We start from the raw sequence: 24,186 nt of genomic DNA on the forward strand, positions 1-24,186 counted from the left end.
GCCACCGGGGCGGCCGCCGGCGTCGCAGGCGTTAACCCGCAGGCTCGCGAAGCGGAGCATTCCCGTCCTTCGATTAACCTTAAGATGCGGTGAGTCTTGCTTTTGCGGCCGAAAACAGCCATCTTCGCAACAGGTGATCTTGCTCTACGTCGACAGCAATTTACTAAGACGTTCCGGCGCACGTTAACGCTGGTGTATCGTCCAGATCCGGGATGCGGTCCGAGGACCCTCCCGGATTTTTTTTGTTCATCTTTCATCGATCGCATCGGCTGTCCCCCGGCAGCAAAGGTCCGGCTTGCCCGCGTGGCGGATCGGACCTATTTCGGCACAGAAGCCGTTCCAACCCGGGGCGAGCAGCAAAGGCGGCGCGCGGGCGGCGCGTCCGGCCGGTCCGGACGCTGCGCCGGCGCGAGATCCGGCCCGGAGCGAGGCAGAGCAGCCCTGATGACCGACGAACCCCGCGCCGCGACGGGCCGTGAACCGATCTTCAACGTGCCCGGCGTGGTCATGGCGCTGCTCGGCGTTCTGGTCGCCATCCATCTGCTGCGCGTCTACGGGTTGAGCCCCGACCAGAACATCGACGTGCTGCTCTATTTCAGCTTCATCCCCGCGCGCTACGCCGCGTTATCCGCCGGCGAGGCGGTGCCGGGCGGCATGGCGGCCGGGGTCTGGACCTTTCTCTCCTATGGCTTCCTGCACGCGAGCGCGATGCACCTCGCGATGAACGTGCTCTGGATGGTGGCGTTCGGCGGCGCGCTGGCGCGCCGGTTCGGGGCAGGGCGCTTCCTGGTGTTCTCGGCGGTCGCCGTGGTGGCGGGCGCGGCGGCGCACATGCTGGCCCGGCCGGGCGACATGGTGCCGGTGATCGGGGCGTCGGCCGCGGTCTCGGCGCACATGGCGGCGGCGGCGCGGTTCGTCTTCCTCTCCGGCGGGCCGCTCGGCGTGTTCCGCCGTCAGGGCGACGAGGCGTTCCGCGTGCCGGCGCTGCCGCTCGGCGAGACGCTGCGCGACCGTCGCGTCGTCGTCTATCTCGGCATCTGGTTCGCGGTGAACCTTCTCGCCGGTCTCGGTGCCTTCGCCGGGCCGGACGGTCCGTCGATCGCGTGGGAGGCCCACCTCGGCGGTTTCCTGGTCGGGCTGCTGCTGTTCCGGCTGTTCGATCCGGTGCCGGCGCGGCCGCGCTGACGCTCCAACCGGCCTCCGCCGCGTCCCGAGAGGTGCGACCTCTCCGCCCAGCCTTGTGCGCGCATGTTGCGGACGGCGGTTTTCCGCCGCATCATCGTCGGCACGAGGCCCCGCGTCCGGCCGCTCCGCATCGAATCGGGGTGGCAACGGACCGGACGGCCGAGGATCGCGGAAAGAAAACAAAGCGCCGCGGGTGAACAGCGCAGGGAGACGCTCATGTCAGTTAAATCGATTTTGGACCTCAAGGGCGGTGAAGTCACCACCGGGACGATCGACATGACGATCGCGCAGGTCGCCGAGGTCCTGACCCGCAACAAGATCGGTGCCCTCGTGATCACCGATCTCGCCGGCCGCGTCGTCGGCATCATCTCGGAACGCGACGTCGTGCGTGTCATCGCCACCAAGGGTCCGGTGGTGCTGGAATCGACCGCCGGCGAAGTGATGACCCGCAACGTGATCACCTCGCGCCCGCGCGACACGATCAACGACGTGATGCTGAAGATGACGCAGGGCCGCTTCCGGCACGTGCCGGTGATCGAGGACGGCGTCCTCGTCGGCATCATCTCGATCGGCGACGTCGTGAAGCACCGCATGGCCGAGATCGAGCGCGAAGCGGAAATGATGCGGACCTACATCGCCACCGCCTGACGCGATCCGGCCCCCGCGGGGCGGGGCCGGAACCGGCGGCGCGGGGATCGGCAACGCGGCGGCGGGGATCACCCGGTCGCCGCGTCAGCCCTTGCCGTAGACGTCGGCCGGGTCGAAGCGCGGCGCCTCGCCGACGACCTCGAGCGATGCGGGTGCGTCGGGCCCCGGCCGCCGGCCGAGGACCACACGGCGATAGAAGCAGGACACGCGCCCGGTGTGGCAGGTCGCGCCGTGGCCGTCGACGCGCACGCGCATCACCAGCGCGTCCTGGTCGCAGTCGACCAGCAGTTCCTCGACGCGTTGTACGTTGCCGCTGGTCGCGCCCTTGTGCCAGAGCTCGCCGCGCGAGCGGCTCCAGTACCAGCCCTCGCCGCTGGCGATGGTGCGCGCCAGGCTCTCCGCGTTCATGTGCCCGACCATCAGCACCGCGCCGCTGTCGGCGTCGACGGTGACGCACGTCACCGTGCCGTCCGGCCCGAAGCGCGGGGTGAGGACATCACCGGTTTCGAGATCGGCCTTGCCGGCGGGGGCGGGGAAGAGGGGGGTGCTCATGGGCACTTCCCTAGCCTATGGCGTGGGGGATTTGAAGCGGGCGGTGCTGTGCCGTGGGGCCTCCCCCCTCCCTGTCCCTCCCCCGCTTCGCAGGAGAGGGGACGATGGGCGAGAGGGCTTTCGGAAAACGACGGTCGCGCCGAACCGAGGGGCTGGTGAGGCGAACGCTCTAGCCTCCTGCGTCCCCTCTCCTGCGAAGCGGGGGAGGGACAGGGAGGGGGGAAGGCCCCACGGCAAGACATCGGCAGCGGCGGACGAACCCGCCCGCCGCCGCACCAATCCTCAATCCCCGATCATTCAGTCGCGGCGACGTCGCACTTCACCACATGCGCGCGCTTGTTGTTGCCGCCGCAGGCGAGGCCGACGATGTCCGGCACGGTGGCGGTGGTGGCCGTGTCGGCGGCGGCGATCGCAGATGCGCCCGGCAGCGGCGGCACCGGCTGCTGGAAGATCCAGGCGTCGAGCAGCGGGCGGACGTCCGGGTTGCCGCTGATCGCCTCGGCGGTGTCGATGAAGTCGGCCGAGGTGACGCTGCCGTTGACGTTCTGCGACGCCCAGGCGCGGACGATGCGCTTGAACACCGATTCCCCGACCGTCTGCCGCAGGGCGAACAGGGTCAGCGCGCCGCGGACATAAGTGCGGTTGGAGAAGATCTGGTCGCCGCGCTCGACCACGGCAGAACCGAGGTTGGTGCGGACGGCGAAGTTATAGAGGCCCTGCATTTCCGCCTCGAAGGCGCGGGTGTTGTAGCGATGCGGGAACAGCACCTCGAAATAGGTGGCGAAGCCCTCGGCGAGCCAGAGATCGCGCCATTCCTTCACCGACACCGAGTTGCCGAACCACTGGTGGGCGAGTTCGTGCGTGACGATCGACTGATAGGCGGCGCCGACCGGGAAGGTCGACATCGCCTGGGTCTCCAGCGCGTAGTAGAGCGCGGGATCGTCGACGACGATCTGGCCGTAGCTGTCGAACGGATAGGGGCCGACATAGGCCGTCATCCACTCCAGCATGCCCTTGACCGCCTCGTAGCCGGCGATGTCGGCGCGCGGCGTGGCGTTGGTGGTGTAGAGCCGCAGCGGAATGCCGGTTGCCGACACGTCCTGGCGCACCGCGTAGCGGTTGACGTGGACGGTGGCGAGCCAGGTCGTCATCGGCTCGTCCATTTCCCAGACGAACTCGCGCCGGTTGTTCGAGACGGCCCGGATCGACTGCGGCGCGCCGTTGGCGACGCCGATCAGCGGCCGTTCCGCGGTGACGGCGATGCGGAAGGTCGCCTTGTCGTCCGGCTCGTCGTTGGCGGGGTAGAAGGTCGAGGCACCGACCGGCTCACTGAGCGCATAGGTGCCGGTCTGGTACTTGAACCAGCCGAGCAGATAGTCGGGATCGCCCGGCGCGGTCGGATCCTGGATCGGCGTCGGTTCGCCGCGATAGACGATCACCACCTTGAAGCGCCGCTGCGGCTGGATCGGGCTCGCCGGCGTAATCTCCAGTTTGTCGCCGACGCGCGAGAAAGCCGCGGGCGTGCCGTTGATGCGCACGCGCAGCACGTCGAAGCCGGCAAGATCGAGCGTGAAGCTCGACAGCTGTTGGAGAGCAACGATGTCTAGGGTCGCACGGCCGGTGAGGACGTGCGGCGACACCTTCACGTCGAGGGCAAGGTCGTAGTGCAGAACGTCGATGCCTTCGTTCCCGAACTCCGGGAAGAAGTCGTCGATCGCGCTGGCCGGCGCAATTGTTGCGAGCGAAAGCGCGGTGGCAAGGGCTGCGGCTGTCTTGCTGATCGGCATGAGGGTGCTCCCTGTCCCGTGGAGGGGGGAGCCTACGCCTGTCGCCGCGGTTTCGACAAGATGCCGCCGCAGTCGCAGCGACATCCTGCAAGTCGTGATTTCATCATATGATTTTCGCGCGGTCTGGCCTGCGCGACAGTGTGCACGGTGGCTCCGGACCAGGGGCTGGAAGTCAGCGCCCGGCCCGGATCAGCGTCATGAAGCGGACCTGTTCGGCCGGATCGTCGCGGAAGACGCCGGTGAACTGCGTGGTGATCGTCGAAACACCGTGCTTCTGCACGCCGCGCATGGTCATGCACTGGTGCTCGGCCTCGATCATCACGGCGACGCCGCGCGGCTTCAGCGTTTCATCGATGGCGCCGATGATCTGCGAGGTGAGATTTTCCTGCGTCTGCAGCCGGCGCGAGAAGATGTCGACGACACGGGCGAGCTTGGAGAGCCCCACGACGCCCTCCTGCGGGTAGTAGCCGATATGCGCCTTGCCGACGAAGGGCACCATGTGGTGCTCGCAATGCGAGAAGAACGGGATGTCGCGCACGAGCACGATATCGTCGTATCCCCCGACGTCCTGGAAGGTGCGCGCGAGCACGTCGACCGCCGAGCGATCATAGCCGCCGAACAATTCGCCATAGGCTTTCGCGACCCGCGACGGCGTGTCGAGCAGACCCTCGCGGTCGGGGTCGTCGCCGGACCAGGCGATCAGCGTGCGCACGGCGGCCTCGGCCTCTTCACGGGTCGGACGCGTCAGGCTACGCGCCTTCGCGTGCTCGCCCTGGCGGGCAGCCGGGTTGATCAGCACGTCCATTTCGGATTCTCCGGTCGTTTCTCGTCGCACCTTTACGCTCCGCCGCAGGTCGCTGGACTTCCCGGCGTCGATCACAAACGCCTGAACTCGTCGTTTGGTTCGTCGGATCCGGGCGGTTGCCCATCTCGCGCGGCCATCGCAGCGGTGGCACGTCCTCGCCATCGGCATATATACTCACCAGACAGCAAGGCAGAAAGGGCAGAAGGTCGGAATTGCCGACCGGGACGATGGAGCGCATCCCGCTTCGTCCGCATGCCCCACCCGCACCAGCCCGTCCCGCTGCCGGGACATCGGACCGCGCCCATGATCGACGACATCTACAACGCGAAAATCCTCGGCTATGCCGGCAACATCGCCCGGCTCGGCCGCCTGCCGCAGCCCGAGGCGAGCGCCAAGGCGCACTCCAAGCTGTGCGGCTCGACGGTGGTCGTCGACCTCGTCACCGATGGCGACGGCCGGGTGACCGACTTCGCGCACGACGTGAAGGCCTGCGCGCTCGGCCAGGCGTCCTCGTCGATCATGGCCGGGGTCGTCGTCGGCTCGACGGCGGAGGAACTGCGTGCGCTGCGCCGGACCATGACCGCGATGCTGAAAGAGAACGGCCCGCCACCGTCCGGCCGCTTCGAGGATTTCGCCTGCCTCGCGCCGGTGCGCGACTTCAAGGCGCGGCACGCCTCGACGCTGCTGACATTTGACGCCGTCGTCGACTGTCTCGACCAGATCGAGCGCCGCTCGGCGGCCAAGCCCGGGATCGCCGCGGCCGACGCCGCCGTCGCCGGGCCGCTCTGAGCGATGTGCGAGGGCTGCCGGCCCGGGGAGGGGGCGCCGCGGAGCCGGCCGCTCGCCGAGCCCGGCCGCTTTTTCGCCCGGGCGCTGATCCGCACCTACCAGCTGACCTTGTCGGGCTTCATCGGCCGGCAGTGCCGCTATCTCCCGACCTGCTCGGCCTACACCGACGAGGCGATCGGCCGGCACGGGGTCTGGGCGGGCTCGTGGATCGGCCTCGCCCGCATCGCCCGCTGCCATCCCTGGGGCAAGACGGGCTTCGATCCACCCCCGGCGGAGCTCGACCCGCGCTATCGCTGGTACCGGCCCTGGCGCGCCGGTGACTGGCGCGGCCGGCTGCTGGCGGGCGAGCCGGACGGCTGACGCCCCAGTCGCTGCCGTCAAACCGCGTCGTCGGGTGCCTTGGCGGCGGTGTTCAGCGCCGCGCCGCTGCCGCGCACCCGGTGGCCGGAGATTTCGGCGCCGGCGTCTCGCGGCAGCCGCAGGGCGACGATGATGGCGAGCGAAGAGAGGATGCCCGCCACGAGGAAGGCGTTCTGGAAATCCGACACGGCGAGTTCGGTCGAGCCGCGCGCGCTGCGGCTCGCTTCCAGCACGAAGGCGGCGACGGTGACGCCGGCGGCGACCGAGACCTGCTGCATGACGCTGGAAAGGCTGGTCGCCTGGCTCATCTTGTCGCGCGGGATATCGGCAAAGCCGACCGCGTTGAACGCCGTGAACTGCAGCGAGCGGAAGAAGCCGCCGACGGTCAGCACCGCGAAGATCGCCGCCCCCGGCGTCGCCGGCGTGAACAGGGCGCAGGCGGCGATGAAGATCGCGCTGAGAATGGCGTTGATCGCCAGCACCTTGCGGAAGCCGAAGCGGCGCAGGATCGGCGGGGCGGTCACCTTCATCGCCATCGCCCCGGCGGCGGACGCGAAGGTCAGCATGCCGCTCTGGAACGCGGTCAGCCCGAAGCCGAGTTGCAGCATCAGCGGCAGCAGGAAGGGCAGGGCGCCGATGCCGAGCCGAAACATCAGCCCGCCGAGCACGCTGGTGCGGAAGGTGACGAGGCGGAGCAGCCGGAGGTCGATCAGCGGATGCTCGGTGCGCAGCGCGTGCACGATGTAGAGCAGCACGAAGCCGGCGCCGCCGCCGATCAGGATGGTCTCCCACATTTCCGGCACCAGACCGATGCCGCTGGCGGCGAGGCCGAAGACGAGGCCGGAGAGGCCGATCGCCGAGAAGACGAAGCCGACACGGTCGAGCGGCCGGCGCTCCTCTTCCTTGAAATTCTGGATGTAGATCGAGACCAGCACGAAGCCGATGACGCCGATCGGCACGTTGACCCAGAAGATCCAGCGCCAGTCGAAGAAGGTGGTGATGAAGCCGCCGACCGGCGGGCCGAGCACCGGGCCCATCAAGCCGGGGATCGTCAGCCACGAGAGGGCGCGGACATAGTCCGACCGCTCGACCGAGCGCAGCAGCACCAGCCGCCCGACCGGCACCATCATCGCCCCGCCGAGACCCTGCAGCACGCGCGCGCCGACGAACTGGTGCAGCGTTCCGGCAAAGCCGCAGGCGACGGAGCCGAGCGTGAACACCACGATGGCGGTGCGGAACACGGTGCGCGCGCCGTAGCGGTCGGCGCACCAGCCGGAGATCGGCGTGAAGACCGCGATCGACAGCAGGTAGGAGGTGAAGGCGAGTTTCAGCGCCACCGGGTCGACGCCGAGATCGGCGGCGATCACGGGCAGGGAGGTGGCCACGACCGACGAGTCGAGGTTCTCCATGAACAGGGCGCAGGCGATGATCAGCGGAATCAGCATCAGTCCGCGGCGACTCCGCGTGTTTTTTCAAATCAGGCCGACGGTTTATGCTGTGTCCGGCCGCGAAGGTCGAGGGGGGCGTTCCGGCCGGGGCGGGCCTTCTCGACAAAAGCCCGTGAACGGCCCGAAGTTCCCAGCGCCGCCGCGCCGCCCGCGGCAAGGTTTCGTCGACAGGCCGGAGGCGCCGAGACGAAGCTCTTGCGCCGCAAGCCGTCCTCGCCGATGATCGCGCGGTTGCAGACGGCCCGGTGCGCGGCACGGTGCCGATAACTCATTTTGATGATTGATCATCCCTCGGTCCGAATGTGCGTTTCGCACGGACCGTAAGGCAGCTTCGGGCCACAGACGTTCTGCAACCGGCATCCCCGCGGACGGGATGGCGACGATTTCGAGACGATTCATTTTCAGGAGGCCATTCATGCGCTTTTCGCTCGGAGCCGCGCTTGCGGCGCTCATCCTGCTGACGCCCGCCGCGCCGGCAACAGCCGTCGAGGTCGGACAGGTCGAACGGGTCAGCCAGACGCTCAACGGCGTCGCCGTCGACACCTTCCGCTGGCTCGATTCCCGCAAGCGCCTGCGGACGATCTCGTTCAAGAAGCAGGGGTCGGGCAACACCGGCAACGGCGGCTACGCCGTGCAGATGACCTACCAGTACCCGAACAACGCCGGTGCGTTGCGCACCACGACGGTGGCGGCGCCGGCGACCAGTGACGGCGGATTCGGCTATTTCGTCTCGCACGAGCGCTACCGCGATTTCTCCGACGGCACCCAGGACACCATCGCCGGCAAGATCTTCAACAAGGACGATTCGCCGCTCGGCCGCGGCTTCCCGGCGACGATCCAGACCTATCCGCTGCAGGACGGCAAGACGCAGATCTACAAGGCGACGATCACCTATCCGCGCTACGGCACCGTCGCCGCCCGGCCGGTGGATGCCGGCGGCTCCGACAACCCGCCGCTGCCGCTGACGTCGGCGTCCTACAAGCGCTACGACATTCCCGTCACCGTCGGCTGGCACATCATGGCCGGGCGCGACTTCCCGCGCATCCGCACCAAGGTGGACCTCACCAACGTGCCGCCGGACCGGGTCAGCTTCGATCTGCGCGGCCCCTACGGCGTGCTCAACTTCGACAATGGCAACAACTCTGCCGTCACCAAGGTGGTGTGGGCCGACCGCCTGCACTTCGCGACGACGTCGAGCCCGGTGACGCGCAACACCGGCTGGACCTGGAACGCCGGCAACACCGGCGGGCGCTACCACGCGCTGCTCGTCGGCAACTACGAGATGGGCCTGTTCGAGCCGAAGCTCTATGCCAATACCGAAATCCGGCATGGCTATGCCGACCCGCGCGGCTCGACCTCCGCGCTGTTCCGCAACGGCGCCGGCTGCGCCTACCAGGACCAGCTGCTGCCGTGCGACTGGGAATGGCCGTACCAGTCGCTGCAGTACAGCCTGCCCTACAACGCGCCGAACACGCCGACGACCGGCAAGAAGATCGCCTGGGGCTCGTCGGCCTACTACGGCACCGGCCCGAGCCTGACGCGCGTCTGGGACAGCCCCACCACCTCGCAGGAGTTCGTCGGCTACCCCGCCTCGAAAGTCATCGTCTACGACGTCTGCCTCGTGCTCGACCGCACCAACACGCTCGGCCTGACGCGGACGGCGGCCAAGCTGGACAAGACCACCTGCGCGGCCTCGCTGGGGCAGTGACAGCCGGTTCTTGATCTCTGCCCGTCCGCGATGAGCGGGCGGGCTTTTGGTTTGGCTGAGGCGTTGCCGTGGGGCCTCCCCCCTCCCGTGCTGCGCACCTCCCCCGCTTCGCAGGAGAGGGGACGATGGGCGATAGGGCTTTGGCAAAACGAAATCTGCGCCGAACCGAAACGCTGTTGTTGGGGGCGCCCTAACCTCCTGCGTCCCCTCTCCTGCGAAGCGGGGGAGGGACAGGGAGGGGGCAGCCCCACGACGGGACCCCGCAAACGCTCCCATTGGACATTCCAGCCTCCGCCTCGTATATGGCCGGCGTCGACCACAGCTTACCCGCGCTCGTCTGCGGGAGTGAGCCAGCCACAGGACCCTGCCATGATCAACGTCACCTTCCCCGACGGTTCCGTGCGGCCGTTTGAGCCCGGGATCACCGGCCGGGCGATCGCCGAAGGCATCTCGAAGTCGCTGGCGAAGAAGGCCGTCGCGATGGCCGTCGACGGCAATCTCGCCGATCTTTCCGATCCGATCGACCGCGATGTCCGGCTCGAGATCGTCACCCGCGACGACCCGCGCGCGGTGGAACTGATCCGCCACGACGCGGCGCATGTGATGGCCGAGGCGGTGCAGGAGCTGTTTCCCGGCACCCAGGTGACCATCGGTCCGGTGATCGAGAACGGCTTCTATTACGATTTCCTGCGCCCGGAAGGCCCGTTCACGCCCGATGACCTGCCGAAGATCGAAGCGAAGATGCGCGAGATCATCGCCCGCGACGCCCCCTTCACCAAGGAAGTGTGGACCCGCGACGAGGCGAAGGCGCATTTTGCGGCGCGCGGCGAGGCGTTCAAGATCGAGCTGATCGACGCGATCCCGGCCGGGCAGGACCTCAAGATCTATCGCCAGGGCCAGTGGCTCGATCTCTGCCGCGGCCCGCACATGACCTCGACCGGCAAGATCGGCAATTCGTTCAAGCTGATGAAGGTGGCCGGCGCCTACTGGCGCGGTGACAGCAACAACCCGATGCTGACCCGCATCTACGCCACCGCCTTCGCCAACGACAACGACCTCGCCGCCTATCTCCACATGCTGGAGGAGGCGGAGAAGCGCGACCATCGCCGGCTGGGGCGCGAGATGGACCTGTTCCATTTCCAGGAAGAGGGGCCGGGCGTCGTGTTCTGGCACCCGAAGGGCTGGAGCCTGTTTCAGGAACTCGTCGCCTACATGCGGCGCCGTCTGAAGGCGGACTACCGCGAGGTCAACGCACCGCAGGTGCTCGACAAGTCGCTGTGGGAAATCTCCGGCCACTGGGGCTGGTACAAGGAGAACATGTTCGCCGTGCAGTCGGCCGGCGACGAGGCCGAGGACAAGCGCGTCTTCGCACTGAAGCCGATGAACTGCCCGGGCCACGTGCAGATCTTCAAGCACGGCCTGAAGTCCTACCGCGACCTGCCGATCCGCTTCGCCGAGTTCGGCGCGGTGCACCGCTACGAGCCGTCGGGCGCGATGCACGGCCTGATGCGCGTGCGCGGCTTCACGCAGGACGACGCCCACATCTTCTGCACCGAAGAGCAGATGGCGGAAGAGTGCCTGAAGATCAACGAGCTGATCCTCTCGGTCTACGCGCATTTCGGCTTCGACGAGGTGATCGTCAAGCTCTCGACCCGGCCGGAGAAGCGCGTCGGCTCGGACGAACTCTGGGATCACGCCGAGGAGGTGATGACCCGGGTGCTGGAGCAGATCGCCGCGGCGTCGGGCGGGCGGATCAAGACCGCGATCAACCCGGGCGAGGGCGCGTTCTACGGCCCGAAGTTCGAATACACGCTGAAGGACGCGATCGGGCGCGAGTGGCAGTGCGGCACGACGCAGGTCGACTTCAACCTGCCGACCCGCTTCGGCGCGTTCTATGTCGACAAGGACAGCGAGAAGAAGACGCCGGTGATGATCCACCGCGCGATCTGCGGCTCGATGGAGCGCTTCCTCGGCATCCTGATCGAGAACTTCGCCGGCCATTTCCCGCTCTGGCTGGCGCCGGAGCAGGTGGTGGTGGCGACGATCACCTCGGAGGCCGACGACTACGCCGCCGAGGTGCACCGGGCGCTGCTCGCCGCGGGCATCCGGGCCGAGCTCGACGTGCGCAACGAGAAGATCAACTACAAGGTGCGCGAGCACAGCCTCGGCAAGGTGCCGCTGATCTTCGTCTGCGGCAAGCGCGAGGCCGAGGAGCGCACGGTCAACGTCCGCCGTCTCGGCTCGCAGTATCCGAAAGCCATGACCCTCGACGAGGCGATGGCGATGGTGACGGCGGAAGCCGTGCCGCCGGATCTCGTGCCGGCGTGATCGCTTCGCACGCGGTCGTCCCCTCGGTGGGGGCGACCGCGTGTCGCTGTCGCCGACGGCGCCATGCCGCGGCGCCGGGCGCCGAGTTCTATTGCGCCGCACAACGCAGGCGGTGATACTCCGGCCGACATGAGTCAGGCGCCACTCCGCATCGTCGTCATCGATGAAAACCAGGTTCGCGCCGCGATCCTGGAAGACGGCCTGCGCGCGGCCGGGCTGACCGATCTCCACATCATCCGCGAGACGACGCATCTCCTGCGCCGGATCGTGGCGATCGACCCCGACGTCGTCATCATCGACCTCGAGAATCCGAGCCGCGACGTGCTGGAGCAGATGTTCCAGGTCTCGCGCATGGTGAGCCGGCCGGTGGCGATGTTCGTCGACCAGTCGGACACCGCCTCGATCGAGGCGGCGATCGACGCCGGCGTTTCGGCCTATATCGTCGACGGGCTGCGGAAAGAGCGGGTGAAGCCGATCCTCGACATGACGATCAGCCGCTTCAACGCCTTCAGCCGGCTGCAGCGCGAGCTCAACGAGGCGAAGAGCGCGCTCGAGGACCGCAAGGTGATCGAGCGGGCGAAGGGCATCCTGATGCGGACGCGGGGTCTTTCCGAGGAGGAGGCCTTCGTGCTGCTGCGCCAGTCGGCGATGAACGAGAAGAAGAAGCTCGCGGAGATCGCCCAGAGCGTCGTCACCGCCGCGTCGCTGTTCGGCGGCTAGAGGAAGGGCGAGGCATGACCATCTCCGAGCTGGGACCCGGGATCGAAGTGGACGCGCCGCGGCGCGCACGCGCCGCCCAGCCGCGCACCGTGCGCGCGGGCTTCATTCCGCTCGTCGACGCCTCGGTGCTGATCGTCGCCGCGGAACTCGGCTTCGCCGAGCGCGAGGGGGTGCGGCTCGACCTCGTCAAGGACGTTTCGTGGTCGAACATCCGCGACCGGCTGGCTTTCCGCCAGTTCGACGTCGCGCACATGCTGAACCCGATGCCGATCGCCTCGCAGCTCGCGCTCGGCTCCAATCCGTTCCCGGTGATCGCGCCGTTCTCGCTCGGCCTCGGCGGCAACGCGATCACGCTGTCGGTCGACCTCTATCGCCAGATGCAGGAGGCGGCGGGGCTCGCCGGCGCCGAGGACGCGATGGCGAACGGCCGGGCGCTGAAGGCGATCGTCGAGGGCCGGCGGGCGCGGGGCGAGCCGATGCTCGCCTTCGCGATGACCTATCCCTTCTCGTCGCACAACTACGAGTTCCGCTACTGGATGGGGGCGGCCGGCATCCACCCCGACCGCGACGTGCGCATGGTCGTGGTGCCGCCGCCGCTCACCGCCGACGCGCTGCTCGCGGGCGCGATCGATGGCTTCTGCGTCGGCGCGCCGTGGAACATGCTGGCGGTGGAGGCCGGGGTCGGCCGCATCGTCGCGACCAAGCCCGACCTCTGGCCGTCGAGCCCGGAAAAGGTGATCGGCGTGCGGCACGACTGGGCCGAGCTCAACCGCGAAACGCTGGCGCAGCTGATCGTCGCGCTCGACGCCGCGGCGCGCTGGTGCGACGAGCCGGGCAACCGCGACATTCTCGCCTCGATCCTCGCCCGGCCGGCCTATATCGGCGCGCCGGTCGAGATTCTGAAGCGGGTGCTGTCGGGCGAGTTCACCGTCGATCCGAACGGCACCATGCGGCAGGTCGACGACTATTTCGTCTTCCACCGCAAGCTCGCGAACTTCCCCTTCGTCAGCCACGCGCTGTGGACCTACAGCCAGATGGTGCGCTGGGGGCAGACCGGCCTCTCGGCCAAGGGGCTCGCCGCTGCCACGGCCGCCTATCGTCCGGACATCTACCGTGCCGCGCTCGCCGGGCGGACGACGCCGCTGCCGCTGGCGGACAGCAAGCGCGAAGGCGAGCCGAACGCGGTGGTGCCGAGCGACCATGGCGGCGTGGCGATGGGACCGGACGCCTTCTGCGACGGCCGCCTGTTCGATCCGGCGGAGATCGAGGCCTACATCGCCGGCTTCGAGATCCACAATCGCGACTGTGCGCCGGGCGACGCCGTCACCGCCGACAACTGACGGCGGCGCGGCTGGCGGTCGGGGCCGGCCTCATCCAGGGATCAGTGCAGGGAGGGGCCCGAGAGGCGATAGGCGCCGTCGTCGGTGATCTCGAAGACCTCGTCGATCTGCGGATGACGCACCGGCAGCCCGGTTTCGTCGCGCACGAGGTTCTGCTCCGAGACATAGGCGATGTACTCGGTTTCCTCGTTCTCGGCGAAGAGGTGATAGAACGGCTGGTCCTTGCGGGGGCGCACCTCTTCCGGGATCGCCTCGTACCATTCATCGGTGTTGGCGAAGATCGGATCGACGTCGAAGATCACGCCCCGGAATGGAAACACCCGGTGCCTGACGACGTCGCCGATCTGGAACTTGGCCGTACGAACTTTACTCATGTGGTCAATATAGACGATCATCGATCGTTTCGCATCGGGTGATCGCAGTGCGGCATCTGGCCGGGCTGCACCCGGCTCCCATCTTACCCTGACGTCGTTGGCGGCGACCCGGACTTCCGTGCTATGCGCGGGTCGCCGCCTGTTCCGGTCCCGAGGGAGCCCCCGCAAGATGTCCTCTGCCGCCAGCCATTCCGCCAGTCTCGCCCCGTCGGCGGGCGTCGCGCCCGGGCAAGGGGCCGTCCGGACCTGGCTCTGGGTCGTCGCGCTGATGATCGTCGCTATGGTGATCGTCGGCGGCGCGACACGGCTCACCGAATCCGGCCTCTCGATCACCGAGTGGAAGCCGATCCACGGCATGATCCCGCCGCTCTCCGATGCCGAGTGGCAGGAGGAGTTCGACAAGTACCGCCAGATCCCGCAGTACACCGAGATCAACAAGGGCATGTCGCTGGAGGCGTTCAAGACGATCTTCTGGTGGGAATGGGCGCACCGCCAGCTCGGGCGGCTGATCGGCCTCGTCTTCCTGGTGCCGTTCCTCGTCTTTGCCGCACGGGGCGCGATCGAGCGGTCGATGCTACCGCGGCTCGGCCTCCTGTTTGTGCTCGGCGGCCTGCAGGGGGCGATCGGCTGGTGGATGGTGGCGAGCGGGCTGACCGAGCGCACCGACGTCAGCCAGTACCGCCTCGCGACGCACCTCACGTTTGCCTGCGTGCTGCTGGTCGCCACCGTCTGGATCGCGGAGGGCTTTCGTAAATCGACCGCGCTGTTCGCCGAGCCGTCGGTGGTGCGGCGCGGCGCGAAGTTGCTTGTCGGGCTGCTGCTGGCGCAGGTGTTCCTCGGCGGGCTGGTCGCCGGCCTCAATGCCGGGCTGATCTACAACACCTGGCCGCTGATGGACGGGCGCATCGTTCCCGATGGCCTGCTCGCGATGTCGCCCTGGTGGCTGAACTTCTTCGAGAGCCACCTCACCGTGCAATTCGTGCACCGCATCGGTGCCTACGTGCTGCTGGCGGCGACCGTCTGGCACCTCGTCACGGTGCGGCGCGCGGCGCTCGACCGGCGGACGGTGCGGCGGGCCTGGCTGCTCACCGCGATGGTGGTGGCGCAGGCGGTAATCGGCATCGTGACGCTGCTGCTGGTGGTGCCGATCGGCATCGCCCTCGTGCACCAGGCGATGGCCGCGATCCTGCTCGTCGTCGCCACGGTTCACGCCCACCGGCTGTCGCAGCCGGCGCCGTCGCCGGCCGGCGTCTTCCGGCTGTCGCCGATCAAAGCCGCGTGAGACGGACCCGCGCGGCCTTGCCGCGGGGAGCCGGGCGCGCAATCTCGGCTCCTCGGCCGGCTCGAGGGCGGATCGCCCCGGTTTGCCGGACGACGGGAGGCTTTGAGATGATGAAACGGATGCTTGAGCGCGCGGCGCTCGCCGCGGTGCTGGTTGCCGGGGTGGCCGCGGCGCCGGGCCCGGCGTCGGCCGACACGGCGGTGTTCGCCGGCGGCTGCTTCTGGTGCGTCGAGACCGACTTCGACAAGGTGCCGGGCGTCACCGCCACCACCTCCGGCTATATCGGCGGCGCGGCGGAAACAGCGACCTACGAGCAGGTCTCGGCGGGCGGGACGGGCCATTACGAGGCGGTGCAGATCGAGTACGACCCGGCCCGGGTCAGCTACGAGACGCTGGTTGACGTCTTCGTTCACTCGGTGGACGCCACCGACGCCGGCGGCCAGTTCTGCGACCGCGGCGAGAGCTACCGCACGGCGGTGTTCGTGAACGGCGCGGCGGAACGCAAGACGGCCGAGGCGGTGCTGGCCGCGGCGGGCGCCTCGATCGGCAAGACGCTGGTGACGCCGGTGCTCGATGCTACGCCGTTCTATGCCGCCGAGGATTATCACCAGAACTATGGCGAGAAGAACCCGGTCCGCTATCGCTACTACCGCTACAGCTGCGGCCGCGATGCGCAGGTGCAGGCGATCTGGGGCGCCGACGCGCGGCGCGGCATTCCGGGCAGCTGACGGCGGCGATCAGGCGGCGGCGCCGATGGGTTCGCCCGCCTCGGCGGCCTCGGCGTTCGCCAGCATGGTCGCCCTGTTGGCCGCGGCATACTCGATGTAGGCCTTGGCCGGCAAGGCGGGCGAGAACAGGTAGCCCTGGCAGACGGCGACGCCGATGCCCTTCAGATATTCCGCCTGGTCCTGCCGCTCGACGCCCTCGGCGATGATGCCGAGGCCGAGTTCGTGGCCGAGGTCGACGAGGCTGCGGATGATCTTCTCCGACGGCACGTCGATGCCGATGCCGTCGATGAACATCTTGTCGATCTTCAGGACGTCGACGCCGAGCTTCTGCAGATAGGTGAGCACGCCGTGGCCGGTGCCGGCGTCGTCGAGCGCCACGGCGGCGCCGAGCGCCTGCATGTGGCCGACGATCTTGCGGGCGAGATCGAGGTCGCGCAGCGGGTGCTGCTCGGTCACTTCGAACACCAGCTGCGAGAAGGCGATGCCGCTCTCGTCGTAGATGTCGCGGATCTCGTCGAGGATGGCGCTGGTGTCGAAGTGCGAGGCGGTGAGGTTGACCGACAGCTTCAGCTGCGGATTGACGGCGTAGAGCTCGGCGAGGTCCTCGACCGACTGCGCCATCAGTTGCCGGGTGATCTCGCGGATGGCGCCGGTTGCCTCGGCATAGGGCAGGAAGGCGCCGGGCGGGACCATGCTGCCGTCGGCGCGGCGCCAGCGCACCAGCAGCTCGCAGCCACGGAGTTCGCCGGTGAAGAGATCCATCACGGGCTGGTAGTAGGGCACGAACTCCTGGGCGCGGACGGCGCGGGTGAACTCGTCCTGGTCCTCGTCCTTGTGCCAGGTGAGCCAGATGCCGGTGAGCAGGGTGAAGGCGCCGGTGAAGATCGCGGCGACCATGGCAATGCGCCGCAACGGCGCCACCAGTTCCCGCGCGGCGTCGGGCGGGGCCGAGACCAGCACCTGCAGCGGCAGTTCCGCCGACCGGGCCCGCTCGACGATCATGTCGGCCGTCGCCGGGGTGCCGAAGGCGGCGGAGTCGTGCCACCACTGCGAGCCGTCCTGCAGGTAGACGGTGACGGAGCTGACGCGGCGGAAGGTCGGCGAGCCCGAGGCGATGGCGATCGACTGCCGGCTGAACCGGGCGATCAGGCGGCGCTCGCCGTCGACCCGCAGCGACACGACCGCCTGCGGTTCGCCGTTCGCACCGGTGAGGACGCCGAGCATGATCGAGGGATCGCTGACGGTGGTGGAGGGCAGGCGGACGGGGGAGGCGAGCGACCCCATCGGCTCGCCGCACAGCAGGATGCCGCGATTGTCGGCGACACCGACCTGCTGGACGAAGCTCGAGTTGAAGGCGCCCGTGCCGTAGGCCTGGCGATCCTCGAGCGAGCAGCCGGTGCGTCCCTCGGCCTGCAGCCGCCGCAGGATGGTGAGGCCTTCGCCGACGATGCGATCGGCCTGCTCGACATAGGCGGTGGCCATGTGGCGCAGTTCGGCGCGGCCGAACGACATGGCGTGATGCGACAGGACGTACTCGGCGACCAGCATCGGCAATGCGACGACGATGGTCGTCGAACCGACGATCCGCAGCCACCGCATGAGCGCACGAGAAGACATGGAGCCGCCGTTCTGGGGTCGATGTCCAACGATTCGCGGCCAGGGCCGGCGCGAACCGCCATACCTGCCGCAGGCGCCTGTCAGCACCGCGCGACGATGAATGTCGACGATAGGCATACGGCGTAAACGTGCAGTGAAGAGTTGGGGCCGGCGGGCGCTTCCCTCGAAAGGATGAGGGCTTCATGCCTGTTTCGGTGGGCTGCCTTGCGCCGCGCGCATATCTCGCATCTGCCTGCACCGTCCGCTGCCGGGCAAGATCGGCGGCGACGGCGGTTTCGCGGAAAAACCGGATTGCCCGGCGAACTCAACCAGCTGATATGATGAGTTCTTCGGCTCTTGACGGGAACTTGTCAGACCGCCTTAGCTCGGCGTCGGCGCGTTGCCCTGCGTCATCCGTATAAGCCCTATCAGTATCGGCGAGAGCGCTATGGACCGAACGGAGCAGGTATAAAGTAGGCATGCCTATTTTGGCGGCCCCCCACGAGATGGAGGGCGCTGCGATGCCGGTGGCGTCGGTTGATCCCAATCCCCGACCCTCGCGTGATCCCGGGTAGCCCCAAATGATTTCATCCACCTATCTCGACATGAGCCAGCTTTCGGTCGCCATCGTCGAGAACAATCCATTCTTCCGGCGCATCCTGCGGTCGCTGTTGTCGGGCTTCGGTGTTCGTACCATCCACGAAGCAGCCGGCACCGAAGACGGCTGGAAGCTGCTCGAAGAACATCGCCCGGACGTGCTGATCGTCGACTGGAATCTCGGCGGCGAGGACGGGACGGCGTTGCTCGAAAAGGTCCGGCGCTGCAGCGACACCGAACTCGCCGCGACCCGATTCATCTTCGTGTCCGCGCACTCCGACCGCCGCCACGTTCTGCTCGGCGCCAAGCTCGGGGCGAACGATTTCATCGTGAAGCCGCTGTCGGCGCGGGTGCTCTACGAGCGCATCCGCCGGCTGATTCTCTCGCAGTCAGCCTATGTCCGGCGCAACGGCCGGCTCGAAATCGTCGAACGTCCGCCCGCCCGGTCCGCCCATCCGGAGCCGGCGCCCGGCGCGGGTGCCGCCGCGCTGCCGTCCGAAGTGATCGTGCTCGACGAAATGATGCGATCGATCGTGCAGATCTGACCCCGTCCGCCTGCACGGCCGCTGCCCGCGCGCGGCCGATTGTCGTGTCCGGCGCGGCGCGGTAAACCCGGTGCCATGTCGTCCCCGTCCCCGAATCGCCTCCGCCTCGCGCTCGCCCAGCTCGATCCCGTCCTCGGTGACATCGAGGGCAACCTCGCGCTCGCCCGCGCGGCCCGCGCCGACGCGGCCGCGGCGGGTGCCGACCTGCTGGTGCTGACCGAACTCTTCATCTGCGGCTATCCGCCGGAAGACCTCGTGCTCAACCCCGGCTTCCAGCACGCCTGCCGCAACGCCGTGGAACGCCTCGCGGCCGAGACCGCCGACGGCGGCCCGGGCGTGCTGATTGGAACGCCGTGGCTCGACGGCGGCCGCCTCTACAATGCGGTGGCGCTGCTCGACGGCGGCAAGGTCGAGGCGGTGCGCTTCAAGGTCGACCTGCCGAACTACGGCGTCTTCGACGAGAAGCGCGTCTTCGACGTCGGCCCGATGCCGGGGCCGGTCGGCTTCCGCGGCGTCCGCCTCGGCGTGCCGATCTGCGAGGATATCTGGGGCGAGGACGTCGTCGAGTGCCTGGTCGAGACCGGGGCCGAAATCCTCATCGTGCCGAACGGCTCGCCCTACTACCGGGCGAAGCACGACGTGCGGCTGCAGATCGCGCTCGCCCGCATCGCCGAGAGCAATCTGCCGGTCGTCTACGTCAACCAGCTCGGCGGCCAGGACGAGCTGGTGTTCGACGGCGCCTCGTTCGGCATCGACGCCGACCGCGCGCTGGCGTTCCAGCTGCCGTCGTTCGCGGCGGTGGTGACGACGGTGGAGTACCGCCGCGGCGCGGACGGCGCGTGGAAAGGCGAGGGCGGCCCGGTCGCCGCCATCCCCGATCCCGACGAGGCCGACTGGCACGCCTGCGTGCTCGGCCTGCGCGACTACGTCGAGAAGAACCGCTTCCCCGGCATCGTGCTCGGCCTTTCGGGCGGCATCGACAGCGCGATCTGCGCGGCGATCGCCGTCGACGCGCTGGGGCCGGAGCGGGTGCACTGCGTGATGCTGCCCTACCGCTACACCTCGTCCGACAGCCTCGAGGACGCGGAGGCCTGCGCGCGGGCGCTCGGCGTGCGCTACGACGTGGTGCCGATCGCGGGCCCGGTCGAAGGCTTCACCGAGGCACTGGCGCCGCTGTTCGCCGGGCTGCAGCCGGGCATCACCGAAGAGAACCTGCAGTCGCGCGCGCGCGGCACCATCCTGATGGCGATCTCGAACAAGTTCGGCGCGATGGTGGTGACGACCGGCAACAAGTCGGAGGTGTCGGTCGGCTATTCGACGCTCTACGGCGACATGAACGGCGGCTTCAACCCGATCAAGGACCTCTACAAGACCGACGTCTACCGGCTGTCGCGCTGGCGCAACGCCAATCGCCCGGAGAGCCTCGCCGGCCCCGGTGGCGTGGTGATCCCGCCGCGGATCATCGACAAGGCGCCGACCGCGGAGTTGCGCGAAAACCAGAAGGACCAGGACTCGCTGCCGCCCTATGACGTTCTCGACGGCATCCTCGCCTGCCTCGTCGAGGAAGAACTCGCGCTGCCCGACGTGGTGGCGCGCGGCTTCGAGCCCGAGACCGTCCGCCGCATCGCGCACCTGCTGCATCTTGCCGAGTACAAGCGCCGGCAGGCGGCGCCGGGGGTGAAGATCAGCCGGCGCAACTTCGGCCGCGACCGGCGCTACCCGATCACCAACCGGTTCCGCGACAAGGTCTGACGCGCACCGGCCGGGACATTTCCAGGGACAGGCCCGATGAACGAGACGATGCGGTCGGGCCTGCGCTGGCTTTGCGCCGGCTACCTGCTGGCGCTGGCGTCGGCGTTTGGCCAGACCTATTTCATCGCGACCTTCGTCGGCCACATCCGCGCCGACCTCGGCCTGTCGGCCGGTGGCTTCGGCGCGCTCTACACGGCGGGCACCATCGCCAGCGCCGTGCTGCTGATGAGTTTCGGGCGGATCGCCGATGCCGCGCAACTGCGCTGGATCGCCGCCGGCGTGGTGGTGGCGCTTGCGGCGACGACGGCGGGCATGGCGGTGGTCTCCGCCGGCTGGGCGCTGCTGATCCTGTTGTTCGGCCTGCGTTTCTTCGGCCAGGGCCTGCTGATCCACATTGCGATGACGGCGATGGGCCGCTGGTTTCCCACGATGCGCGGCAAGGCGGTGGCGATCGTCGCGCTCGGCTTTCCGACCGGCGAAGCCTTGCTGCCGACGCTCACCGTGCTCGGCATCGACGCCTATGGCTGGCGGACGATCTGGCTGATCGCGTGCGGCTTCCTGCTGCTGGTGACGCTGCCGGCGATCCTGCTGCTGCTCGCGCGCGAGCCGGTGCGCGTGCGCCCGGCCGGACCGGCCGGGCCGGACACGCCGGCGGCGGAAGAGGGCTGGACGCGGGCCGAGGTGCTGCGCGACCCGATGTTCTTCGCGCTGCAGCCGGGCATTCTCGCGCCGCCGTTCGTGCTCACCGGCATCTTCATCAGCCAGACCTCGCTGGTCGCCGCCAAGGGCTGGCAACTCGCGTGGTTCGCGGCGTCGGTGCCGGTCTATGCGGCGGTCACGGTCGCCTGCAGCCTGGTCGCCGGGGTAGTGGTCGACCGGCTCGGCGCGCGGCGGGTGCTGCCGCTCTACCTGCTGCCGCTCGCCGCCTCGGCGCTGACCTTCGCGCTGGCGCGGGACGCCTGGCTGTTGCCGGTGGCGATGGCGTTCGCCGGGCTGACGGCGGGCGGCGCCAACACGCTGTTCGGGGCGCTCTGGGCCGAGCTCTACGGCACCGCCCACCTCGGCGCCGTGCGCGGGCTCGCCACCTCCGGCCTCGTCTTCGCCTCGGCGCTGGCCCCGGGGATGATCGGCGGCCTGATGGATGTCGGCTTCGCGATCGAGACGCTGCTCGTCTGCCTCGCCGGCTATACGCTGTTCGCGGCGGCGACGATGGCCTTCGTCGCCGGGCGGCTCGGCGGCCGCGGCATGCGGGTCCGGCCGCGCGCGGCGGCGTCGCCCGGCGACGGGCGTTGAACGGGGCGGGGCCGCGGGGTACATCCAGCCGATGAACCCGCCGATGACACCCCCCATGCCCCTCAACGTCCGCTTTGCGCCGTCGCCGACCGGCCTGCTCCACATCGGCAACGCCCGCACGGCGCTGTTTAACTGGCTGCTCGCGCTGAAAGAGGGCGGCCGCTTCATCCTGCGCTTCGACGACACCGATGCCGAACGCTCGCGCCCGGAGTTCGCCGACGCGATCGCCGAGGACCTCGCCTGGCTCGGCATCCGGCCGCACCAGGTCGAGCGCCAGTCGGCGCGGCTCGGCCGCTACCGCGCGGCGATGGACGACCTCATCGGCCGTGGGCTGCTCTATCCCTGCTACGAGACGGCGGACGAGCTCGACCTGAAGCGGCGCCGGCAGCGGCTGCGCAACCAGCCGCCGGTCTACGACCGTGCCGCGCTGACGCTGGAGCCGGCGGAGCGGGCGCGGCTCGAGGCCGAGGGGCGCCGGCCGCACTGGCGCTTCCTGCTGCCCAACCACGACGGCGACCCGCTGCAGATCGGCCATCGCAGCATCGTGTTCGACGACCTCAGCCGCGGCCGGCAGTCGATCGACCTCGGCTCGCTGTCCGATCCGGTGCTGGTGCGCGAGGACGGCTCGTTCCTCTACACGCTGCCGTCGGTGGTCGACGACATCGATCTCGGCGTCACCCATGTCGTGCGCGGCGAGGACCACATCACCAACACCGGCGTGCAGATCGCGCTGTTCGAGGCGCTCGGCGCCGCGCCGCCGGCCTTCGGCCACCACAACCTTTTGACCGACGCCAGCGGCGAAGGCCTGTCGAAGCGCAAGGGCTCGCTGTCGCTGCGCAGCCTGCGCGAGGCGGGCTACGAGCCGCAGGCGGTGGCGGCGCTCGCCGTGCTGACCGGGACGGCGGCGGCGGTGCGGGCGGTGGCGGATCTCGCCGAGCTCGCGCCGGGCTTCGATCTCGCCGCGGTGTCGAAGTCGTCGGCCCGCTTCGATCCGGCCGATCTCGAGGCGCTCAACGCCGATACGCTGCGGGCGCTGCCCTTTGCGGCCGTGGCGGAGCGGATGGTCGCGCTGGGCGTTCCGGCCGATCCGGAGGTGTGGGCACTGTTCAGCGGCAATCTCGCGCGCTTCGACGATCTCGCCGGCTGGTGGCACGTCGTCACCGGCGAGGCGCCGCGGATCATCGCCGTCGACGACGCGCCGCTGCTCGCCATTGCGGCGAAGCTGCTGCCGGCGTTTCCGTTCGATCAGGCGGCGTTCAAGGCCTGGACGGCGGCTGTCGGCGCGGAGACCGGGCGCAAGGGCAAGGCGCTGTTCCTGCCGCTCAGGCTCGCGCTCACCGGCCGCGAGCACGGGCCGGAACTCGCCGGCCTGATGCGGCTCATCGGGCGGGAAGATACGTTGGCCCGACTATCCGCACCGGTCGGTTGAGCGCTTCGGCGTCGGCAGCCGGCGCTGCCGGCGCAGCGGCCTCGGGCGCGGGCAGGGGGCCGAGGTCGAGGTCGAGCCGGCGAGTGGCGAACAGCGCATCGTCGGATGGGTCGGTGGCGGGGGCGGCCGCGGTCACGTCGACCAGGGCCGGCGGTGCGGCGACCGGCATCGCCGACAGGCCCGGCGCGGGCACGAACGGGCCGCCGGTCGCCGTGCCCTGTGCGTCGCAGCCGCAGGCCGGGTTGAACGCCTTGCGGTAGGCGAAGGCCGTGGGCAAGTCGCGGTAGCGGCGGCCGTCGAGCGACACGGCATCGGCGCTGTCGCCGCCGGCGCGGTGCACGAACAGGCCGACGTCGGCGCGCGGGCAGGTCGCCCGGCACTGATTCTCGTCTTTCGCAAACCGGCCGCGGCCGGCGCGCTCGCTGATCGGGAAATAGTAGCCGTCGCAGGCGCGCACGCAGAGGGTGCGGTAGCTGCCGGCGCCGAAACCGGCGCTGCCAACCCCGGCGTCGAGGCCCACGTTGCGGTCTGCGGCGGGCTGGCGCGCCGGCGGCGCGTGCATCGCGGCCTGTACCCCGCAGGCGGCCTCGGCGCGGCGCTTGCGCGCGTCCAGCGTCACCAAGTTCGCCTGCATCGAGGCGGCGGCTGATTCGAGGTCTCCGCACTGCGGATGCGGCGCGCCGGCAAACAGCCCGCCGAGACATCCGCCGCGACGGATCTGCCGGTTGGTGCCGGCCAGCGCCGCCTGCTGGCGCAGGATCGCCGTCTCCACCTGAACGAGATCCGCGCACCGCGGCGCCGCCACGACCGGACCGGAGACCGCGATTTCGGCGAGCGTCATCGCGACCAGCACGGCGACACGGGCAAGGTGGAAACGGCGGGTGACCATGACGACGGAGGCTCGCGAACCGGGGACGCGC

General features: G+C 69.1%; 21 protein-coding genes. 14 read left to right on the forward strand and 7 right to left on the reverse strand.

All coding sequences use genetic code 11. The features are described 5' to 3' along the window. Positions 1-444 precede the first annotated feature (444 nt). Entirely contained in the window at positions 445-1,185 is a 741-nt protein-coding gene (locus I5731_RS14175; RefSeq protein ID WP_197312058.1) for a rhomboid family intramembrane serine protease, read from the forward strand. 216 nt (positions 1,186-1,401) lie between these two features. After that, positions 1,402-1,833, forward strand: coding sequence for a CBS domain-containing protein (locus tag I5731_RS14180; protein ID WP_197312059.1), 432 nt, complete (start codon positions 1,402-1,404; stop codon positions 1,831-1,833). 84 nt (positions 1,834-1,917) lie between these two features. Here the strand turns inward: I5731_RS14180 and hisI are convergent, their stop codons facing one another. The 3 genes from hisI to folE form a co-directional block, all read right to left on the reverse strand. Next, positions 1,918-2,385: a phosphoribosyl-AMP cyclohydrolase gene (gene hisI, locus I5731_RS14185; protein ID WP_197312060.1), complete on the reverse strand. Its 468-nt coding sequence runs from the start codon at positions 2,383-2,385 to the stop codon at positions 1,918-1,920. Positions 2,386-2,678: 293 nt separating this feature from the next. Then, on the reverse strand, positions 2,679-4,172 hold the full coding sequence (locus I5731_RS14190; RefSeq protein ID WP_197312061.1) for a M1 family metallopeptidase: 1,494 nt from the start codon (positions 4,170-4,172) through the stop codon (positions 2,679-2,681). A 172-nt stretch (positions 4,173-4,344) separates the two neighbouring features. Next, entirely contained in the window at positions 4,345-4,977 is a 633-nt protein-coding gene (folE, locus tag I5731_RS14195; protein ID WP_197312062.1) for a GTP cyclohydrolase I FolE, read from the reverse strand. Between the two features lie 303 nt (positions 4,978-5,280). Between folE and I5731_RS14200 the strand changes: the two genes are divergently transcribed. Both I5731_RS14200 and yidD read left to right on the forward strand, forming a co-directional pair. Then, positions 5,281-5,766 (forward strand): iron-sulfur cluster assembly scaffold protein, encoded by a 486-nt coding sequence (locus tag I5731_RS14200; RefSeq protein ID WP_197312063.1) that lies wholly within the window; start codon positions 5,281-5,283, stop codon positions 5,764-5,766. Positions 5,767-5,769: 3 nt separating this feature from the next. After that, on the forward strand, positions 5,770-6,126 hold the full coding sequence (yidD, locus tag I5731_RS14205; protein ID WP_197312064.1) for a membrane protein insertion efficiency factor YidD: 357 nt from the start codon (positions 5,770-5,772) through the stop codon (positions 6,124-6,126). 17 nt (positions 6,127-6,143) lie between these two features. Here yidD and I5731_RS14210 read toward each other — a convergent pair whose 3' ends face one another. Further along, complete coding sequence (locus I5731_RS14210; protein ID WP_197312065.1) at positions 6,144-7,571, reverse strand: DHA2 family efflux MFS transporter permease subunit; 1,428 nt, start codon at positions 7,569-7,571, stop codon at positions 6,144-6,146. 418 nt (positions 7,572-7,989) lie between these two features. Here I5731_RS14210 and I5731_RS14215 point away from each other — a divergent pair, with 418 nt between their 5' ends. The 4 genes from I5731_RS14215 (at position 7,990) to I5731_RS14230 (ending at position 13,670) form a co-directional block, all read left to right on the forward strand. Further along, positions 7,990-9,282, forward strand: a complete 1,293-nt coding sequence (locus tag I5731_RS14215; protein WP_197312066.1) for a hypothetical protein — start codon at positions 7,990-7,992, stop codon at positions 9,280-9,282. 369 nt (positions 9,283-9,651) lie between these two features. Continuing rightward, entirely contained in the window at positions 9,652-11,610 is a 1,959-nt protein-coding gene (gene thrS / locus I5731_RS14220; RefSeq protein WP_197312067.1) for a threonine--tRNA ligase, read from the forward strand. A gap of 129 nt (positions 11,611-11,739) precedes the next feature. Continuing rightward, the gene (locus tag I5731_RS14225; RefSeq protein ID WP_197312068.1) at positions 11,740-12,330 is read left to right on the forward strand and encodes an ANTAR domain-containing response regulator; all 591 of its coding nucleotides are present in this window, start codon (positions 11,740-11,742) and stop codon (positions 12,328-12,330) included. Positions 12,331-12,344: 14 nt separating this feature from the next. Next, positions 12,345-13,670: a CmpA/NrtA family ABC transporter substrate-binding protein gene (locus I5731_RS14230; RefSeq protein WP_197312069.1), complete on the forward strand. Its 1,326-nt coding sequence runs from the start codon at positions 12,345-12,347 to the stop codon at positions 13,668-13,670. Between the two features lie 41 nt (positions 13,671-13,711). Here the strand turns inward: I5731_RS14230 and hspQ are convergent, their stop codons facing one another. After that, entirely contained in the window at positions 13,712-14,065 is a 354-nt protein-coding gene (gene hspQ, locus I5731_RS14235; protein WP_235981794.1) for a heat shock protein HspQ, read from the reverse strand. Positions 14,066-14,213: 148 nt separating this feature from the next. On the opposite strand from hspQ, the gene I5731_RS14240 reads away from it, so the two are divergent. Both I5731_RS14240 and msrA read left to right on the forward strand, forming a co-directional pair. After that, on the forward strand, positions 14,214-15,326 hold the full coding sequence (locus I5731_RS14240; protein WP_197312070.1) for a COX15/CtaA family protein: 1,113 nt from the start codon (positions 14,214-14,216) through the stop codon (positions 15,324-15,326). A 110-nt stretch (positions 15,327-15,436) separates the two neighbouring features. Next, on the forward strand, positions 15,437-16,054 hold the full coding sequence (gene msrA / locus I5731_RS14245; protein WP_197312071.1) for a peptide-methionine (S)-S-oxide reductase MsrA: 618 nt from the start codon (positions 15,437-15,439) through the stop codon (positions 16,052-16,054). 9 nt (positions 16,055-16,063) lie between these two features. On the opposite strand, the gene I5731_RS14250 is transcribed toward msrA, so the two are convergent. Continuing rightward, complete coding sequence (locus I5731_RS14250; protein WP_197312072.1) at positions 16,064-17,671, reverse strand: EAL domain-containing protein; 1,608 nt, start codon at positions 17,669-17,671, stop codon at positions 16,064-16,066. A gap of 560 nt (positions 17,672-18,231) precedes the next feature. On the opposite strand from I5731_RS14250, the gene I5731_RS14255 reads away from it, so the two are divergent. The 4 genes from I5731_RS14255 to gltX all read left to right on the forward strand — a co-directional run bounded on the left by I5731_RS14255 (position 18,232) and on the right by gltX (position 23,266). Beyond that, positions 18,232-18,792, forward strand: a complete 561-nt coding sequence (locus tag I5731_RS14255) for a response regulator (protein ID WP_197312073.1) — start codon at positions 18,232-18,234, stop codon at positions 18,790-18,792. A gap of 75 nt (positions 18,793-18,867) precedes the next feature. Beyond that, positions 18,868-20,544 (forward strand): NAD+ synthase, encoded by a 1,677-nt coding sequence (locus I5731_RS14260; RefSeq protein WP_197312074.1) that lies wholly within the window; start codon positions 18,868-18,870, stop codon positions 20,542-20,544. A 36-nt stretch (positions 20,545-20,580) separates the two neighbouring features. Further along, positions 20,581-21,837 carry an MFS transporter gene (locus tag I5731_RS14265; RefSeq protein WP_197312075.1) on the forward strand — a complete coding sequence of 419 codons (1,257 nt, stop codon included), beginning with the start codon at positions 20,581-20,583 and terminating at the stop codon, positions 21,835-21,837. Positions 21,838-21,892: 55 nt separating this feature from the next. Further along, the gene (gene gltX / locus I5731_RS14270; RefSeq protein WP_197312076.1) at positions 21,893-23,266 is read left to right on the forward strand and encodes a glutamate--tRNA ligase; all 1,374 of its coding nucleotides are present in this window, start codon (positions 21,893-21,895) and stop codon (positions 23,264-23,266) included. On the opposite strand, the gene I5731_RS14275 is transcribed toward gltX, so the two are convergent. Next, positions 23,217-24,155 (reverse strand): DUF2865 domain-containing protein, encoded by a 939-nt coding sequence (locus I5731_RS14275; RefSeq protein WP_197312077.1) that lies wholly within the window; start codon positions 24,153-24,155, stop codon positions 23,217-23,219. The genes gltX and I5731_RS14275 overlap by 50 nt on opposite strands. Between the last annotated feature and the right edge of the window lie 31 nt (positions 24,156-24,186).

The organism is Methylobrevis albus, assembly GCF_015904235.1.
GTDB classification, from domain to species: domain Bacteria; phylum Pseudomonadota; class Alphaproteobacteria; order Rhizobiales; family Pleomorphomonadaceae; genus Methylobrevis_A; species Methylobrevis_A albus.

Coding starts and splice junctions, on each gene's coding strand:
- I5731_RS14215 (WP_197312066.1), top strand. CDS start 7,990: ATGCGCTTTTCGCTCGGAGCCGCGCTTGCGGCGCTCATCCTGCTGACG.
- gltX (WP_197312076.1), top strand. CDS start 21,893: ATGCCCCTCAACGTCCGCTTTGCGCCGTCGCCGACCGGCCTGCTCCAC.
- I5731_RS14265 (WP_197312075.1), top strand. CDS start 20,581: ATGAACGAGACGATGCGGTCGGGCCTGCGCTGGCTTTGCGCCGGCTAC.
- I5731_RS14180 (WP_197312059.1), top strand. CDS start 1,402: ATGTCAGTTAAATCGATTTTGGACCTCAAGGGCGGTGAAGTCACCACC.
- I5731_RS14175 (WP_197312058.1), top strand. CDS start 445: ATGACCGACGAACCCCGCGCCGCGACGGGCCGTGAACCGATCTTCAAC.
- I5731_RS14225 (WP_197312068.1), top strand. CDS start 11,740: ATGAGTCAGGCGCCACTCCGCATCGTCGTCATCGATGAAAACCAGGTT.
- I5731_RS14250 (WP_197312072.1), bottom strand. CDS start 17,671: ATGTCTTCTCGTGCGCTCATGCGGTGGCTGCGGATCGTCGGTTCGACG.
- yidD (WP_197312064.1), top strand. CDS start 5,770: ATGTGCGAGGGCTGCCGGCCCGGGGAGGGGGCGCCGCGGAGCCGGCCG.
- I5731_RS14200 (WP_197312063.1), top strand. CDS start 5,281: ATGATCGACGACATCTACAACGCGAAAATCCTCGGCTATGCCGGCAAC.
- thrS (WP_197312067.1), top strand. CDS start 9,652: ATGATCAACGTCACCTTCCCCGACGGTTCCGTGCGGCCGTTTGAGCCC.
- I5731_RS14210 (WP_197312065.1), bottom strand. CDS start 7,571: ATGCTGATTCCGCTGATCATCGCCTGCGCCCTGTTCATGGAGAACCTC.
- I5731_RS14275 (WP_197312077.1), bottom strand. CDS start 24,155: ATGGTCACCCGCCGTTTCCACCTTGCCCGTGTCGCCGTGCTGGTCGCG.
- I5731_RS14230 (WP_197312069.1), top strand. CDS start 12,345: ATGACCATCTCCGAGCTGGGACCCGGGATCGAAGTGGACGCGCCGCGG.
- folE (WP_197312062.1), bottom strand. CDS start 4,977: ATGGACGTGCTGATCAACCCGGCTGCCCGCCAGGGCGAGCACGCGAAG.
- I5731_RS14260 (WP_197312074.1), top strand. CDS start 18,868: ATGTCGTCCCCGTCCCCGAATCGCCTCCGCCTCGCGCTCGCCCAGCTC.
- msrA (WP_197312071.1), top strand. CDS start 15,437: ATGAAACGGATGCTTGAGCGCGCGGCGCTCGCCGCGGTGCTGGTTGCC.
- hisI (WP_197312060.1), bottom strand. CDS start 2,385: ATGAGCACCCCCCTCTTCCCCGCCCCCGCCGGCAAGGCCGATCTCGAA.
- I5731_RS14190 (WP_197312061.1), bottom strand. CDS start 4,172: ATGCCGATCAGCAAGACAGCCGCAGCCCTTGCCACCGCGCTTTCGCTC.
- I5731_RS14255 (WP_197312073.1), top strand. CDS start 18,232: ATGATTTCATCCACCTATCTCGACATGAGCCAGCTTTCGGTCGCCATC.
- hspQ (WP_235981794.1), bottom strand. CDS start 14,065: ATGATCGTCTATATTGACCACATGAGTAAAGTTCGTACGGCCAAGTTC.
- I5731_RS14240 (WP_197312070.1), top strand. CDS start 14,214: ATGTCCTCTGCCGCCAGCCATTCCGCCAGTCTCGCCCCGTCGGCGGGC.